We start from the raw sequence: 14,634 nt of genomic DNA on the forward strand, positions 1-14,634 counted from the left end.
TGACCCCATGCCGAACTCAGCAGTGAAACGCCGTCGCGCCGATGGTAGTGTGGGGTCTCCCCATGCGAGAGTAGGGCACTGCCAGACAATTATTTAACAGCCGTTGCCGGCACAAAAGGCAGCAGGGCTAAAGAAATTCGGTGGTGCGGTAGTTCAGTTGGTTAGAATACCGGCCTGTCACGCCGGGGGTCGCGGGTTCGAGTCCCGTCCGCACCGCCACCGTATTTAGGGGCGTAGTTCAATTGGTAGAGCACCGGTCTCCAAAACCGGGTGTTGGGAGTTCGAGTCTCTCCGCCCCTGCCAGTTAACAACTAAGTAATAATTTGTTTAGCTTTCAGATTAATAGCCCAGCTAATTTTAGCTGGGTTTTTTCTTTTCTATTATTTACCGCGTAATTCTAAGAATTTTGCGTGAATGACCTTTCCTGATCACTCTATCTCCTCTCAAAGCCAGTGTCAGGCAGTTATGGGCGCTTTTTCAACAGGAATTTTTAGTAACTGTTGGATAAGCGCTTGTTGGTCACTGTTTTGCAGCCAGACTGCGTATAATGGTCGTTCTATCAGTTCGTTATTAGGTGAAGATACGAGTTTTGGATATTCTTCTTGCCAATGTATAGGTAGGAAGGTTGCTGCATTTACACTATCCAATAACTCTCTGGCAATATGTGCAGATGTGGTTGTGATGATAGGAGGATGATCATTTTTTAAGATCTGTTGTTCCTGATGATGAAAATCTGCACCCCATTCTAATTTGATGTAATTTTCAATACCTTTCTCAAGGCTATGTTGAGTTGTTGATAAAACAAGCTGAATATTACCGATTAACTGACTTTGGAATTCATCCATTTTTGGGGGTTCTGTAGTAATTAAGAGGTCTAATTCACGAGAATGCAATTGCTTGACTAGTGACTGACGTGTAGAAACCAGAGATTCAATCCTCGTTTCTTGATGGAGATGGTAAAACTTATTTAACCAAGATGTCAGATAACCTTCCCAAAGGGATGCTGTAGAGCCGATAGAGAGTTCGGTATGCTGAGCAACGTAATTGATTTCTTTCTTCGCTAACTGCCAAGTATTCATTAGCGATTCTGCATAGGGTACAAGACGTTCTCCGGCCGCAGTTAGGCGGATATTATTGCGATGCCGTGTGAATAAATTGGTACCCAACTGATTTTCTAGTTGACGGATCCGAAAGCTAACAGCGGATTGTGTTAGATAAAGCGATTCAGCTGCCCGACCAAAGTGACGAGTCTTACTGACTTCCAAAAAGGTTTTCAGTAATTCAGTGTCCACATGCATCTCCAATAGTTTTTGTCGTTAAGATTTAAATATTTTGTTTTACAGAATGTCAAGCCTCCCTAATACTCCGCGCCATAATTAGTATGACATTAGAGTTAGGAGTGTGTCAGATGGCTGAAAGCTTCATCTCGACTAATCGTTTTTTTGATAATAAAAACTATCCGCGTGGATTTTCCCGTCATGGTGATTTCACCATCAAAGAAGCCCAATTATTAGAACGTTATGGTCATGTGTTTAATGAATTGGATCTTGGTAAACGTGAACCGCAAACAGAAGAAGAAAAACTGTTTGTTGCGGTTTGCCGCGGTGAACGAGCACCAGTAACAATAGAAGAAAAAATATGGACTAAGTATTTGACAAAAATCAGTCGTCCAAAACGTTTTCATACTCTTTCTGGCGGAAAACCGCAAATAGACCCAGCAGAGGACTATACCGATAATGATGATTAATACCATCATTGATATTATAATCATCCATCAGGAGGGGCAAAATGCCCCTTTCTTATTTATCCAGCTTGTTTCTGTAGCTGAATAAGTAACCTATCCATACTTCGGTAGCTGAGTGCTTCCATAATGTCTGGCTTTTCTATTCTTTTTTGTTCTTTTAAGTCTGCAATTGTACGAGAAACTTTGAGTATTCTATGCCAAGCTCGTATGGATAGCCCTAATTTCAATAAAGTATTTTCCAGAAAAACTGCATCTTCCATTTTCAATTTGCAAATATCTTCAGTTTTTTTGCTGTTGAGGGAAGCATTAATATGTCCGCACCGTTCAATTTGTATTTTTCTGGCCATTTGTACACGCTTTTTGACATCATGGCTACTTTCTCCATATTTTGCTGATGAATGACTTAAAATGCCTGGAGGAAGCAGCGGAACTTCAATAGAAAGATCAAACCGATCTAAAAAAGGACCTGAAAGTTTAGAAAGGTAACGTAGCACCTGTTGCGGGGTACTTCGGTTATGCAAACCTTGATGATAGCCTGTTGGGCTTGGGTTCATGGCAGCAATAAGTTGAACCATAGCGGGGAAACAAACTTTTGCTCTTGCTCGGGATATTACTATCTCACCGGATTCTAGTGGCTCACGTAAAGCATCAAGAACACTTCGGTTGAATTCGGGTAATTCGTCCAGAAATAATACCCCATTGTGTGCAAGAGAAATCTCTCCTGGCCTCGGTATTGAACCTCCACCTACTAAAGCTGCCATTGACGAACTATGATGAGGTGCCCTAAATGGGCGTGTATGCCATTTTTTTGGATTCACTGAATGCCCGACTAGACTATTGATTGCAGCGACCTCCAGAGCTTCCTGATGCGTTAATGGGGGTAACAGGCTGCATAAACGGCAGGCAAGCATGGTTTTGCCTGTTCCCGGGGGACCAAGTAGTAAAAGATTATGACCGCCAGCGGCAGTGATCTCTAAAGCTCGTTTGGCTTGTTCCTGCCCAATAATATCCTGCATATCCAAAATAGATGGTTCAGTCTGTAATTCAATGGATGAAGGTGAGGCTAGGCTGGCGTTTTTTTCTTTAAAGAAATGACAGACTTGAAGTAAATGTTCTGCCATCAATGCTTCGTTTTGGGACAAAATAGCTAGTTCAGTGTTATTTTCTGAAGAGAGAATAAGTTGTCTTCCTGCCCCTTTGGCACTCAGTGCCGCAGGGATAGCTCCCATGACCCGCCGTATTTCGCCAGAAAGCGCTAACTCCCCTAAAAATTCGTAATTTTGGAGTTTATCTGTTGCGATTTGCTCTGATGCTGCCAATATCGCGATGGCAATAGGAAGATCATATCTTCCACCTTCTTTGGGGAGATCTGCGGGTGCCAAATTAACGGTGATCCTTTTGGGTGGATAGGTAAAACCACTGTTGAGAAGTGCACTTCTTACCCTATCTCGGGCTTCTTTCACGGTGGTTTCAGGTAAGCCAACGAGGGTCAGGCCGGGTAATCCATTACTGATATGCGCTTCTATTGTCACGATGGGGGAATCGATACCAATTGTTGCCCTGGTATGAATAATGGCAAGTGTCATGATGCTCTCCTTAGCAAGAAAGCTAATATCATGAATCGATAAAAAATAATAAAAAGTAGCCTTTTGTTATTTTGCGAGGAGATTCGTAAATATATCTATTGTTATAGTTATTCTGACAGTTATTTTGTAATTCTAATTAAATAGTAACTTAATGTTATCTATGAATAATGAAATTGAATAAGATCTTTCTGATAAAGCAACATAGCACTATTTTTATGGTATAACGGGTAAATTATTTAATCAGCTAAACATATAAATTTATCTTCTGTTATATTCGAGTGTATTTTGTTAATTATGATAACTATTAATAAACAAAATTGGTTTTAATTATGTTTTGTGTGATAACGTTAGTTAATAGACGATTAAATCGTTTTTTATAATTTTACTTATTAATTATTTTATTAAATAGATAGTTACCTGTTATTTCTGAGTGTAAAGCGAGAAAAATTCAGTGGATTCATCTACTTTCTTATCTATCTAAATGAAAAGTATAAATAAAAATAATTTTGTTGCGAAAAAATAAAAATAATTATTGTCAACAATCATGGAAAGTGATAACTCTTAAATATACGTCAAGCATACGAGTTAAAACGAACAGTATTATGAACACTTTTGTCCTAGTGATTAGCCTAATTATTGAGAGTGTGGTGGTGATTATCCCACCGTGCGGGGCTGCACTTGGACGAAGGAAGGCTTAAACTAGAAAAACAGCCAGATTTCAAAAAACCCCGCACCGAAAGGAGCGGGGTTTTTTTTTTGGCACTTTGGATAGACACATAAACATAACAAAGCATCACAACAACCAACCACAGTGTAAACATAACGGGAGATGGCAATGAACGGTGCACAGTCGGTTATAGAAGCGTTACGAGAGCAGGGGATTGAAAAAGTTTTCGGTTATCCTGGTGGAGCTATCATGCCAGTTTATGATGCCTTGTATGACGGAGGAATTGAGCATGTACTATGTCGTCATGAACAAGGGGCTGTTATGGCTGCAATCGGTTATGCAAGAGCAAGTGGTAAGCCGGGGGTCTGTATTGCAACATCAGGACCCGGTGCAACTAACTTAATCACTGGATTGGCTGATGCTTTGTTGGATTCTGTTCCTGTTGTTGCTATCACCGGTCAGGTGAGTTCTGAATTTATAGGAACGGACGCTTTTCAGGAGATTGATATTTTGGGAATGTCCCTTTCTTGTACAAAACATAGCTTTCTCATTGATTCGCTCGAAAGAATCCCCCAAGTTATGGCTGATGCTTTTACGATTGCCATGAGTGGTCGCCCGGGACCTGTTCTGGTTGATTTACCGAAAGATATCCAATTAGCCCAAGGTGATTTTTCACCATACCTGGTATCGGAACCCCAAAAATTATCTCTTCCTAAACAAGAGATTGAACAATCCTGTCAACTGCTGGCATCGTCTGGTAAACCCGTTTTGTACGTGGGAGGAGGTGTTGGTATTGCTGGCGCAGTACCTGAATTACGCCGTTTTGTTGCGGAAACAGGAATACCGGTTGTTTCCACATTGAAAGGTTTGGGGGCTGCGGATTGTGAACATGATTGCTACTTAGGAATGTTGGGAATGCACGGCACCAAAGCCGCCAACTTAGCTGTTCAATCCTGTGATTTATTGATTGCTGTCGGTGCTCGTTTTGATGATCGGGTGACGGGGAAATTGAATACTTTTGCGCCTAATGCCAAAGTCATTCATTTAGATATTGATCCTTCTGAATTCAATAAATTACGTCAGACTCATGTTTCATTATTAGGCGATTTAAAAACCTTGTTACCTCATTTACAGCAAACTTTATCGATTCAAAACTGGCAACAAGAAGTAAAACAATTAAAAAGTGAACATGTATGTTGTTACGACTATCAAGGTGAAAAAATTTACGCACCATTGCTGCTGAAACAAGTTTCTGAGCGTGTGCCATCCAGCACCATAATCACAACTGATGTTGGGCAACATCAGATGTGGACTGCTCAACACATGACATTTAGCCAACCAGAGAATTTCATCACCTCAAGTGGATTGGGCACGATGGGGTTTGGTATTCCAGCCGCAATTGGCGCACAGATGGCTCGCCCGGAAGATATGGTTATCTGCATATCTGGTGACGGCTCTTTTATGATGAATGTTCAGGAGTTAGGCACGATCAAGCGTAAGCAGTTGCCAGTTAAGATGATCTTACTGGATAACCAGCGTCTGGGCATGGTTCGTCAGTGGCAGGAACTATTTTTTGAAGAACGTTATAGCGAAACGATCTTAACGGATAATCCCGATTTTCTGACGTTGGCACGCGCTTTTGATATTCCGGGGCAGCACATTACTGATAAGTCACAAGTAGATGATGCCTTGAATGCTTTATTCAGCAGCGAGGGTGCATATTTATTACACGTATCCATTGATGAATTAGAGAATGTCTGGCCGTTGGTTCCACCAGGCGCAAGCAACGCAACCATGCTGGAGAAGTCATTATGATGCAACATCAACTTGCTATTCAGGCGAAATCTTGCCCTGAAATTTTGGAGCGAATTCTGAGAGTTACCCGTCATCGTGGATTTCAGGTATGTGCATTGAATATGGATCATATAACAGATAGTGATAATGTAAGCATTGAACTCACAGTATCCAGCCAGAGTTCCGTCAATTTACTATTTTCTCAACTGATGAAATTAGTGGATGTTGCCAGGGTCGAGATCAAACACAAAGAATCACAATTAATAAGCGCATAGGGCGCAATGAAAGGAAAACTGAGAATGACAAAGCAAGCTGATTATATTTGGTTCAATGGGGAAATGGTGCCTTGGGCAGATGCGAAAGTTCATGTTATGTCCCACGCCCTGCATTATGGCACTTCAGTGTTTGAAGGAGTTCGTTGCTATGACTCTCACAAGGGACCAGTAATTTTCCGTCATCGTGAACATATGCAGCGCTTGCATGACTCAGCAAAAATTTACCGTTTCCCTGTGAGCCAGAGTGTTGATGAGTTAATGGAAGCATGTCGTGCGACACTCCGTAAAAATAAATTAGTCAGTGCTTACATTCGCCCGTTGGTATTTATTGGTGATGTCGGAATGGGGGTAAATCCTCCCGCAGGCTATAAAACCGACATTATTATTGCGGCTTTCCCTTGGGGAGCATATCTCGGGGAAGAAGCTTTGGATCAGGGCATTGATGCGATGGTTTCTTCATGGAGCCGCGTAGCAGCAAATACGATCCCAACAGCTGCAAAAGCGGGGGGCAATTATCTTTCTTCTTTGTTGGTGGGAAGTGAAGCCCGACGTCATGGTTATCAGGAAGGTATTGCACTGGATGTGCATGGTTACATTTCAGAAGGAGCGGGTGAAAACTTATTTGAAGTGAAAGATGGAATTCTATTCACACCTCCATTCACTTCATCTGCCCTGCCTGGGATCACGCGTGATGCCATCATCAAATTGGCGCAAGATCTTGGTTTGGAAGTATGTGAACAGACTCTTTCCCGTGAATCACTCTACTTGGCGGATGAAGTATTCATGACAGGGACTGCGGCGGAGATCACACCGGTTCGTAGCGTTGACGGTATTCAGGTTGGCATTGGCAAATGTGGCCCTATTACCAAAAAAATCCAAAACGCGTTTTTTGGCCTGTTTGATGGTACGACAGAAGATAAATGGGGTTGGTTGGACCCGGTTAATTCTTAATAAAAATATAAAATTCCACAGGCGATCGTTCCCCGCCTGTGCTGATTGCTGAAGTTAATTAGATAAGACAGATATGGGAGTAAAAATAATGCCTAAATACCGTTCTGCCACAACAACACATGGTCGTAATATGGCGGGGGCCCGCGCCTTATGGCGAGCGACAGGTATGACTGATGCTGATTTTGGGAAACCGATCATTGCAGTTGTTAACTCATTCACTCAGTTTGTGCCGGGGCACGTACATCTGCGCGATCTTGGCAAATTGGTGGCAGAACAGATAGAGGCATCAGGAGGAGTTGCAAAAGAGTTCAATACGATTGCCGTTGATGATGGTATTGCGATGGGGCATGGCGGAATGCTTTATTCACTGCCTTCGCGTGAATTGATCGCTGACTCGGTAGAATATATGGTCAATGCCCACTGTGCTGATGCGATGGTCTGTATTTCTAACTGCGACAAAATTACACCGGGGATGCTGATGGCATCTCTGCGTCTGAATATTCCGGTTATTTTTGTTTCCGGAGGCCCAATGGAGGCGGGTAAAACTCGCCTGTCTGATCAGATAATCAAACTGGATTTAGTTGATGCCATGATTCAGGGAGCCAATCCGAATGTCAGTGATGAACAAAGTGATCAAATTGAGCGTTCGGCTTGCCCGACATGTGGTTCTTGTTCGGGGATGTTTACCGCAAACTCAATGAATTGTCTGACCGAAGCGCTGGGGCTTTCTCAGCCCGGTAATGGTTCATTGCTTGCTACGCACGCGGATCGCAAGACCCTATTTATCAACGCAGGTAAACGCATTGTTGAACTGACTAAACGTTACTATGAAAAAAATGATGATAGTGCCTTACCACGTAATATTGCGACTAAAGCGGCATTTGAAAATGCGATGATACTGGATATTGCGATGGGCGGCTCAACTAATACCGTTTTACATTTATTGGCAGCAGCTCAGGAAGGAGAAGTCGATTTCACAATGGCAGACATTGATCGTCTGTCTCGTCAGGTGCCTCATTTATGCAAAGTCGCTCCAAGTACCCAAAAATACCATATGGAAGATGTGCATCGTGCTGGTGGTGTGATGGGTATTCTTGGTGAACTGGATCGGGCAGGGCTTTTACACCGCAATGTGAAAAATGTTTTGGGATTGGATTTACCACAAACTTTGACACAGTACGACATCATGCTAACAACAGATGAAGGAGTGAAGAGCATGTACTCAGCCGGGCCGGCAGGAATTCGTACAACTCAGGCCTTTTCGCAGAGTTGCCGTTGGCCGTCGCTGGATACTGATCGTGAAGAAGGGTGTATTCGTGAATATGCGCATGCTTACAGCCAAGATGGTGGATTGGCGGTTCTGTTTGGCAACATTGCTATGGATGGTTGTATCGTCAAGACTGCGGGCGTGGATGAAGGAAGCCTGACTTTCAGAGGCTTGGCCAAAGTTTATGAGAGTCAGGACGACGCAGTAGACGCAATACTGGGCGGAAAAGTGATAGCGGGAGATGTAGTTGTCATTCGCTATGAAGGCCCGAAAGGGGGTCCTGGAATGCAGGAAATGCTCTATCCAACGACTTATTTAAAATCGATGGGATTGGGTAAAAGTTGTGCATTGATCACTGATGGCCGTTTTTCAGGAGGAACATCGGGTCTGTCCATTGGTCATGTTTCCCCTGAAGCGGCGAATGGTGGTTTGATTGGGCTGATTCAGGATGGCGATATCATCAATATTGATATCCCAAATCGTAGAATTCAGTTGGATGTGAATGACTCAGAACTTGCTGCGCGTACACAGGCCGAATTATCTCGCGGGGATAAGGCATGGACACCGAATTACCGTGAACGTCAGGTTTCTTTTGCACTACGCGCCTATGCTTCATTGGCGACCAGTGCTGACAAAGGCGCAGTGCGCGATAAAACCAAGCTGGGGAATTGATTGTGGCGGTTTATCCTCTTAATACAGAACCAAAAGGGGCGGAATATCTCAAAGCCGCATTGAGTGCACCCGTTTATGATGTTGCTCAAGTTACCCCGTTGCAGGAAATGAAAAAAATCTCGGCCCGTTTAGATAATACAATTTTAGTTAAACGGGAAGACCGTCAGGTAGTGCACAGTTTCAAATTGCGTGGTGCATACGCAATGATTGTGGGTTTGACGGAAACTCAAAAATCCAAAGGTGTCATTACCGCTTCTGCCGGCAATCATGCGCAAGGTGTTGCGTTATCAGCCAGTAAGGTTGGTATGAAAGCCATCATCGTAATGCCAATAGCTACAGCGGATATTAAAGTCGATGCCGTGCGTAGCTTTGGCGGAGAAGTGTTGTTACACGGTGCGAATTTTGATGAAGCGAAAGCGAAAGCAATCGAGATGGCAAAAGAGCACGGTTACACTTTTGTACCCCCTTTTGATCATCCTGCCGTGATTGCGGGTCAGGCAACATTGGCGATGGAATTATTACAGCAGGATGTCCACCTTGATCGCATTTTTGTGCCGGTGGGTGGTGGTGGATTAATTGCGGGTGTCGCTGTTCTCATCAAACAACTTGTACCAGAAATGAAGGTCATCGGTGTGGAAGCCGAGGATTCTGCCTGTTTGAAAGCAGCATTGGAAGCGGGGCATCCAGTTGATTTACCTAGAGTTGGGCTATTTGCGGAGGGCGTGGCAGTTAAACGCATTGGCGACGAAACATTCCGTTTATGCCAGCAATATGTTGATGATGTTATTACGGTGGATAGTGATGCGATTTGTGCTGCCATGAAAGATATCTTTGAAGATGTCAGAGCGATTGCGGAACCTTCGGGTGCATTGGCATTGGCGGGCCTGAAAAAATATGTCCAACAACATCAGATTCAGGGAGAAAGACTGGCACATATTCTTTCTGGCGCTAATGTGAATTTTCATGGCTTGCGTTATATTTCTGAACGCAGTGAACTGGGAGAACAGCGCGAAGCCTTACTGGCAGTCACTATTCCTGAACAAAAGGGCAGTTTCCTGCATTTCTGCCAGATATTGGGTCCTCGTGTTGTGACCGAATTCAGTTATCGCTATTCGGATGTCACTGACCTGAACAAGGCCTGTATTTTTGTGGGTATCCGATTGAGTCGCGGGAATGCTGAGCGTTGTGAAATCATTGAGGTATTAAAAGTATCGGGATATCAGGTGGCTGATTTTACCGATGATGAAATGGCGAAATTGCATGTCCGTTACATGATAGGCGGCAGGCCAGCAAAGCCATTGCAGGAGCGGTTGTTTAGTTTTGCCTTTCCTGAATCTCCGGGGGCTTTATTGAAATTTTTACAGACGCTAGGCACACATTGGAATATCACTTTATTTCATTATCGTAGTCACGGCACAGATTATGGTCGTGTATTAGCAGCTTTTGAGCTTTCAGAGCCGGAAATATGTTTTGATCGTCATTTGGACATGCTGGGCTATGAATATCATGATGAAACTCATAACTCTTCGTTTAAATTATTTTTGACTTAAGCCACCAATCGCAAAATAGCTCTTTTGATACGAGGGCTATTTTGCCCGATTATTGCGTCGTCAGTATTATTTAACCAACGATTTAGCACCAGAATATCTGGAGAGGTGTTTGATAGTAAACAGTGGACGAAATAATCTGCCATCAAACGGGTTGTTTCTGATTCGAGGTAAGTAATATCAGATGAAACACTCAATTTACAGTTTCTGAAGCTATAACAGATCCCAAAATGCTTTAACCAACGGTTCATTCAAGCGCTTGCTTAGTGTACAAACTCCCAATTCAAATGGCTCAACCAACGAAATATTTTCCAGTAATGAGACACGGTTACGTACAGGTTCAGGACTATTTTCGATAACAACTGCAGGGATCAGGGCAGTCCCACAGCCCAATGCCACCATAGAAACAATCGCTTCATGGCCGGAAACTGTTGCGTAAATAACAGGATGCAGGATCTTATTCCGGCGAAACCAAAGTTCAATGCGCTTACGTGAAGGCCCATGTTCAGGCAGGATAAACGGAACAGTATTCCAGTCTGGCTGCTCTTGTATTGCAAGCGTTTTCACCGCACAAGGCAGAGAGGGGGTAATTAATACTAATGGTATTTCACCTATTTTAGTAAAGCTGACATTATCAGGCAGTTTTTCTGGCTTTCCTGCAATGCCTAAATCGGCGGCATCAGATTGGATCCTATCAACGGCATCTGCGGCATCTCCCGTTGTCAGTTTAATTTCCACCAAGGGATGCTCTGCCCTGAATTTATCCAACACTTGCGGAAGATGGCTATACGCAGCAGTCACCGAACAGAACAGACGTAATTCTCCCGTCAGTGATGGGCTTTGATGATTTAATGAGTTCTGTAGCTGCTTATATTGCAGGAGCGTTTGTTGGGCAAATTGTTTGAGCTGCTCACCGGCAATAGTGAGTTTGACTGTTCGGTTATCTCGTAGAAAGAGCGGATGCCCCAATAATTCCTCAAGGCGCTGTATTTGGCGTGAAAGCGTGGATGGGCTGACATGCATGGCCTTGGCAGTTTGCCCAAAATGACAACTTTCCGCAAGGTGTAAAAATAGTTTTAACTCACGTAGATCCATCGCTTTTTAGCCTTTTGCCCAGAGATTTTTGTTGTAAGAAGGTATATTGCATAAACTGCAAGATAGTCTTGTGAATATATCAATTTAAGCAACGGCTTTCATGTCATATATTGCTTTCATACATATTGATTTCATACAAATGACCTCACAGACAGGGTCAAGAAAAAATAAAAAATAGTTGCTGCATATAATTAATATGCGAAGCACAAAACAAACGAAGCGCAAAACAAATAAGCAAACACACAAATCATATGAAAAATAAATCATATGAAAAAATAAACATCGGAGTAACCATGACTAATTATTTTGATATGTTGAATTTACGCCAGCAATTGGCGCAATTAGGCAAATGTCGTTTTATGGCGCGGGAAGAATTTGCTGACGAGGCGGGATATTTAAAAGGCAAAAAAGTGGTGATCGTCGGTTGTGGTGCGCAAGGGCTAAACCAAGGGCTTAACATGCGTGATTCTGGTTTAGACATTGCCTATGCCCTGCGTAAGGACGCGATTGCAGAAAAACGCGCATCATGGCGCAAGGCAACCGAAAATGGTTTCAAAGTCGGTACTTATGAAGAGTTGATTCCACAGGCCGATCTTGTTATCAACTTGACACCGGACAAACAGCATTCAGCGGTAGTTCAGGCTGTTCAGCCCTTAATGAAAGAAGGTGCTGCGTTGGGTTATTCCCATGGCTTCAATATTGTTGAAGTGGGCGAGCTGATACGCAAAGATATCACCGTTGTGATGGTTGCTCCTAAATGTCCGGGGACAGAAGTTCGTGAAGAGTATAAGCGTGGATTTGGTGTTCCCACTTTGATTGCCGTGCATCCAGAAAATGATGCGAAAAGTGAAGGAATGGCGATCGCAAAAGCGTGGGCTGCTGCAACAGGTGGTCATCGTGCAGGTGTTCTGGAATCTTCTTTTGTAGCGGAAGTGAAATCTGACCTGATGGGTGAGCAGACCATTTTGTGTGGCATGTTACAGGCTGGTTCTCTGTTATGCTATGACCAATTGATTGCTGATGGTGCTGAACCGGGCTATGCAGGGAAATTAATTCAGTTTGGCTGGGAAACTATCACCGAAGCTTTGAAACAAGGCGGGATTACCCTGATGATGGATCGTCTCTCCAATTCGGCTAAACTGCGTGCTTATGCTCTTTCTGAGCAATTGAAGACGCTCTTAGCTCCGCTGTTCGAAAAACATATGGACGACATTATTTCTGGTAAATTTTCTTCCACAATGATGACTGATTGGGCGAATGACGATAAAAATTTGCTGACCTGGCGTGAAGAAACAGGAAAAACACCATTTGAAAATTATCCTGAGTACAATGGCAATATCGGTGAGCAGGAATACTTTGACCACGGTGTACTGATGATAGCGATGGTCAAGGCTGGCGTGGAACTGGCATTTGAGACGATGGTGGATTCCGGCATTATTGATGAGTCTGCTTATTACGAATCTCTGCATGAATTGCCGCTGATTGCAAACACTATTGCCCGTAAACGCTTATATGAAATGAACGTAGTTATTTCCGATACTGCGGAATATGGTAATTATCTGTTCTCTTACGTTGCCGTTCCATTACTGAAAGAAACCTTCATGGCGACGCTGCAAGCCGGGGATTTAGGAAAATCAGTTGCAGATTGTGGTATCGACAATGCCCAGTTACGTGATGTGAATGAAGCGATCCGCAACCATCCGATTGAAGTTATCGGCCATACTTTACGTGGCTACATGACTGATATGAAACGCATCTCAGTCGGCGGATAATAAGTTATTTATTCTGCCCGGTGAAATAACATCGGGCAGAATATTTCCGACTCTACAAACCAAACCTTGATTTCAATTCATCAATAGCTTGACGCTGGAACATTTCGAATCTTTCTTTTGGCTGCTGCAATTGAATTGCATTGAGTATAGGATCGTTGACTTCAGTACGAATACCACTTAACTCTTCCATAACGGCTAAACCACAGAAAGGGACATAAGCTTCGGTGTATCCTCCCTCATGAACCATAACCAATTTGCCATGACATAACTCATCTGCTGCCTGTTGTATTTTGTGAGTCATTTCGCGGAAACTGCCACTATGCAGTTGCATTCGAGCCAGAGGATCGTAAGCATTAGCATCATATCCGCAGGCAACAATAATCAATTCAGGTTGGAAACGTTGCAAGGCAGGGAGTACAATCTGCTCCACGGCATAGAGATAACTATTGTGTCCAGCGCCGGCCATTAATGGAATATTGATATTGAAACCTTCTCCTTCACCCGCACCGATATCATTTTCGCCACTGTAACCTTCGGGATAACAGCCATCCTGGTGTAGTGAAATAGTCAAAACATCATCACGTTCCCAGAAAATATGCTGAGTTCCGTTACCGTGATGAACATCCCAGTCAATCACAGCAACTCGTCCAACACCAACTTTTTCCTTTGCGTGTTCAATGGCAAGAGCAATATTGGCAAGGAAGCAGAAACCCATCGCTCGATCAGGCAGACAGTGGTGACCGGGCGGACGGGAAAGGCTGTAAGCATTATCCAATTCACCATTCAACACGACTTCTACTGCTGCATAGGTAAGCCCGGCAGATAATTTGGCAATTTCATAGCTGCCTTGTCCCATCGGTGCTTCAGGCCCCAATATTCCTCCGCCATTATCACTCATAAACTTAAAACGCTGTAAATACGCTTCGGTATGAACCAGCTTTAATGTTGCATCATCAAGAGGTTCAGCACTACGTAAGTATAGAGAACGATTTAAACCGGAAACATCCATTAAGTTTTTCATTCTGCGTTTGGTTTCGGGGGATTCGGCATGCCCAGTATTACTGGGTGGTTGTACCCACCTACCAACGGGAAATGTGACGACATGTTGTAATGCAGAATTGTGCCAGAAACAAAGTTCATCAAAGAAAAAGCCTGTCTTACGTTGCATTAATATCCTCCTTGTTACCGATTTAAATGGCTTTCATAATAGTGATACACACTTATGAGGTACCCTTACTCCTCGCAGCGCGAAGAGTAGGGAAGA

12 protein-coding genes, 2 tRNA genes and 1 rRNA gene are annotated in these 14,634 nt (G+C 43.4%); 11 read left to right on the forward strand and 4 right to left on the reverse strand.

Features of this window, described 5'->3' with window-relative positions:
- The 3 genes from rrf to BM329_RS04490 form a co-directional block, all read left to right on the forward strand.
- Positions 1–87, forward strand: a 5S ribosomal RNA gene (gene rrf / locus BM329_RS15280); the annotation flags it as partial.
- 55 nt (positions 88–142) lie between these two features.
- Positions 143–219: transfer RNA gene (locus tag BM329_RS04485), tRNA-Asp, on the forward strand.
- A gap of 8 nt (positions 220–227) precedes the next feature.
- Positions 228–303 (forward strand) — tRNA-Trp (locus BM329_RS04490).
- 152 nt (positions 304–455) lie between these two features.
- On the opposite strand, the gene hdfR is transcribed toward BM329_RS04490, so the two are convergent.
- The gene (hdfR, locus tag BM329_RS04495; RefSeq protein ID WP_092549531.1) at positions 456–1,292 is read right to left on the reverse strand and encodes an HTH-type transcriptional regulator HdfR; all 837 of its coding nucleotides are present in this window, start codon (positions 1,290–1,292) and stop codon (positions 456–458) included.
- A gap of 116 nt (positions 1,293–1,408) precedes the next feature.
- Here hdfR and BM329_RS04500 point away from each other — a divergent pair, with 116 nt between their 5' ends.
- Positions 1,409–1,747, forward strand: coding sequence for a MaoP family protein (locus BM329_RS04500; protein ID WP_092549534.1), 339 nt, complete (start codon positions 1,409–1,411; stop codon positions 1,745–1,747).
- Positions 1,748–1,803: 56 nt separating this feature from the next.
- Here BM329_RS04500 and BM329_RS04505 read toward each other — a convergent pair whose 3' ends face one another.
- Entirely contained in the window at positions 1,804–3,330 is a 1,527-nt protein-coding gene (locus tag BM329_RS04505; RefSeq protein ID WP_092549537.1) for a YifB family Mg chelatase-like AAA ATPase, read from the reverse strand.
- A 602-nt stretch (positions 3,331–3,932) separates the two neighbouring features.
- Here BM329_RS04505 and ilvL point away from each other — a divergent pair.
- The 6 genes from ilvL to ilvA all read left to right on the forward strand — a co-directional run bounded on the left by ilvL (position 3,933) and on the right by ilvA (position 10,506).
- A complete protein-coding gene (gene ilvL / locus BM329_RS14365; RefSeq protein WP_143101210.1) occupies positions 3,933–4,028 on the forward strand; it encodes an ilv operon leader peptide in 96 nt (31 codons plus the stop codon).
- Between the two features lie 137 nt (positions 4,029–4,165).
- The gene (gene ilvG / locus BM329_RS04510; protein WP_092549540.1) at positions 4,166–5,812 is read left to right on the forward strand and encodes an acetolactate synthase 2 catalytic subunit; all 1,647 of its coding nucleotides are present in this window, start codon (positions 4,166–4,168) and stop codon (positions 5,810–5,812) included.
- Complete coding sequence (gene ilvM / locus BM329_RS04515; RefSeq protein ID WP_092549543.1) at positions 5,809–6,066, forward strand: acetolactate synthase 2 small subunit; 258 nt, start codon at positions 5,809–5,811, stop codon at positions 6,064–6,066. The genes ilvG and ilvM overlap by 4 nt, the downstream gene beginning before the upstream one ends.
- Positions 6,067–6,090: 24 nt before the next feature.
- The gene (locus BM329_RS04520) at positions 6,091–7,017 is read left to right on the forward strand and encodes a branched-chain amino acid transaminase (RefSeq protein WP_092549546.1); all 927 of its coding nucleotides are present in this window, start codon (positions 6,091–6,093) and stop codon (positions 7,015–7,017) included.
- Positions 7,018–7,105: 88 nt separating this feature from the next.
- A complete protein-coding gene (gene ilvD / locus BM329_RS04525) occupies positions 7,106–8,956 on the forward strand; it encodes a dihydroxy-acid dehydratase (RefSeq protein ID WP_092549549.1) in 1,851 nt (616 codons plus the stop codon).
- A 2-nt stretch (positions 8,957–8,958) separates the two neighbouring features.
- A complete protein-coding gene (gene ilvA / locus BM329_RS04530) occupies positions 8,959–10,506 on the forward strand; it encodes a threonine ammonia-lyase, biosynthetic (RefSeq protein WP_092549552.1) in 1,548 nt (515 codons plus the stop codon).
- A gap of 210 nt (positions 10,507–10,716) precedes the next feature.
- Here ilvA and ilvY read toward each other — a convergent pair whose 3' ends face one another.
- On the reverse strand, positions 10,717–11,598 hold the full coding sequence (gene ilvY / locus BM329_RS04535) for an HTH-type transcriptional activator IlvY (protein WP_092549555.1): 882 nt from the start codon (positions 11,596–11,598) through the stop codon (positions 10,717–10,719).
- Between the two features lie 293 nt (positions 11,599–11,891).
- Between ilvY and ilvC the strand changes: the two genes are divergently transcribed.
- The gene (gene ilvC / locus BM329_RS04540) at positions 11,892–13,370 is read left to right on the forward strand and encodes a ketol-acid reductoisomerase (RefSeq protein WP_092549558.1); all 1,479 of its coding nucleotides are present in this window, start codon (positions 11,892–11,894) and stop codon (positions 13,368–13,370) included.
- 52 nt (positions 13,371–13,422) lie between these two features.
- On the opposite strand, the gene BM329_RS04545 is transcribed toward ilvC, so the two are convergent.
- On the reverse strand, positions 13,423–14,538 hold the full coding sequence (locus tag BM329_RS04545) for a class II histone deacetylase (protein ID WP_092549561.1): 1,116 nt from the start codon (positions 14,536–14,538) through the stop codon (positions 13,423–13,425).
- Between the last annotated feature and the right edge of the window lie 96 nt (positions 14,539–14,634).

Source organism: Xenorhabdus koppenhoeferi, assembly GCF_900116635.1.
Classification (GTDB): domain Bacteria; phylum Pseudomonadota; class Gammaproteobacteria; order Enterobacterales; family Enterobacteriaceae; genus Xenorhabdus; species Xenorhabdus koppenhoeferi.

Excerpts from the sequence above, each read along its gene's own strand:
- ilvG (WP_092549540.1), top strand. The coding sequence starts at position 4,166 with ATGAACGGTGCACAGTCGGTTATAGAAGCGTTACGAGAGCAGGGGATT.
- BM329_RS04545 (WP_092549561.1), bottom strand. The coding sequence starts at position 14,538 with ATGCAACGTAAGACAGGCTTTTTCTTTGATGAACTTTGTTTCTGGCAC.
- ilvL (WP_143101210.1), top strand. The coding sequence starts at position 3,933 with ATGAACACTTTTGTCCTAGTGATTAGCCTAATTATTGAGAGTGTGGTG.
- BM329_RS04505 (WP_092549537.1), bottom strand. The coding sequence starts at position 3,330 with ATGACACTTGCCATTATTCATACCAGGGCAACAATTGGTATCGATTCC.
- ilvY (WP_092549555.1), bottom strand. The coding sequence starts at position 11,598 with ATGGATCTACGTGAGTTAAAACTATTTTTACACCTTGCGGAAAGTTGT.
- ilvM (WP_092549543.1), top strand. The coding sequence starts at position 5,809 with ATGATGCAACATCAACTTGCTATTCAGGCGAAATCTTGCCCTGAAATT.
- BM329_RS04500 (WP_092549534.1), top strand. The coding sequence starts at position 1,409 with ATGGCTGAAAGCTTCATCTCGACTAATCGTTTTTTTGATAATAAAAAC.
- ilvD (WP_092549549.1), top strand. The coding sequence starts at position 7,106 with ATGCCTAAATACCGTTCTGCCACAACAACACATGGTCGTAATATGGCG.
- ilvC (WP_092549558.1), top strand. The coding sequence starts at position 11,892 with ATGACTAATTATTTTGATATGTTGAATTTACGCCAGCAATTGGCGCAA.
- BM329_RS04520 (WP_092549546.1), top strand. The coding sequence starts at position 6,091 with ATGACAAAGCAAGCTGATTATATTTGGTTCAATGGGGAAATGGTGCCT.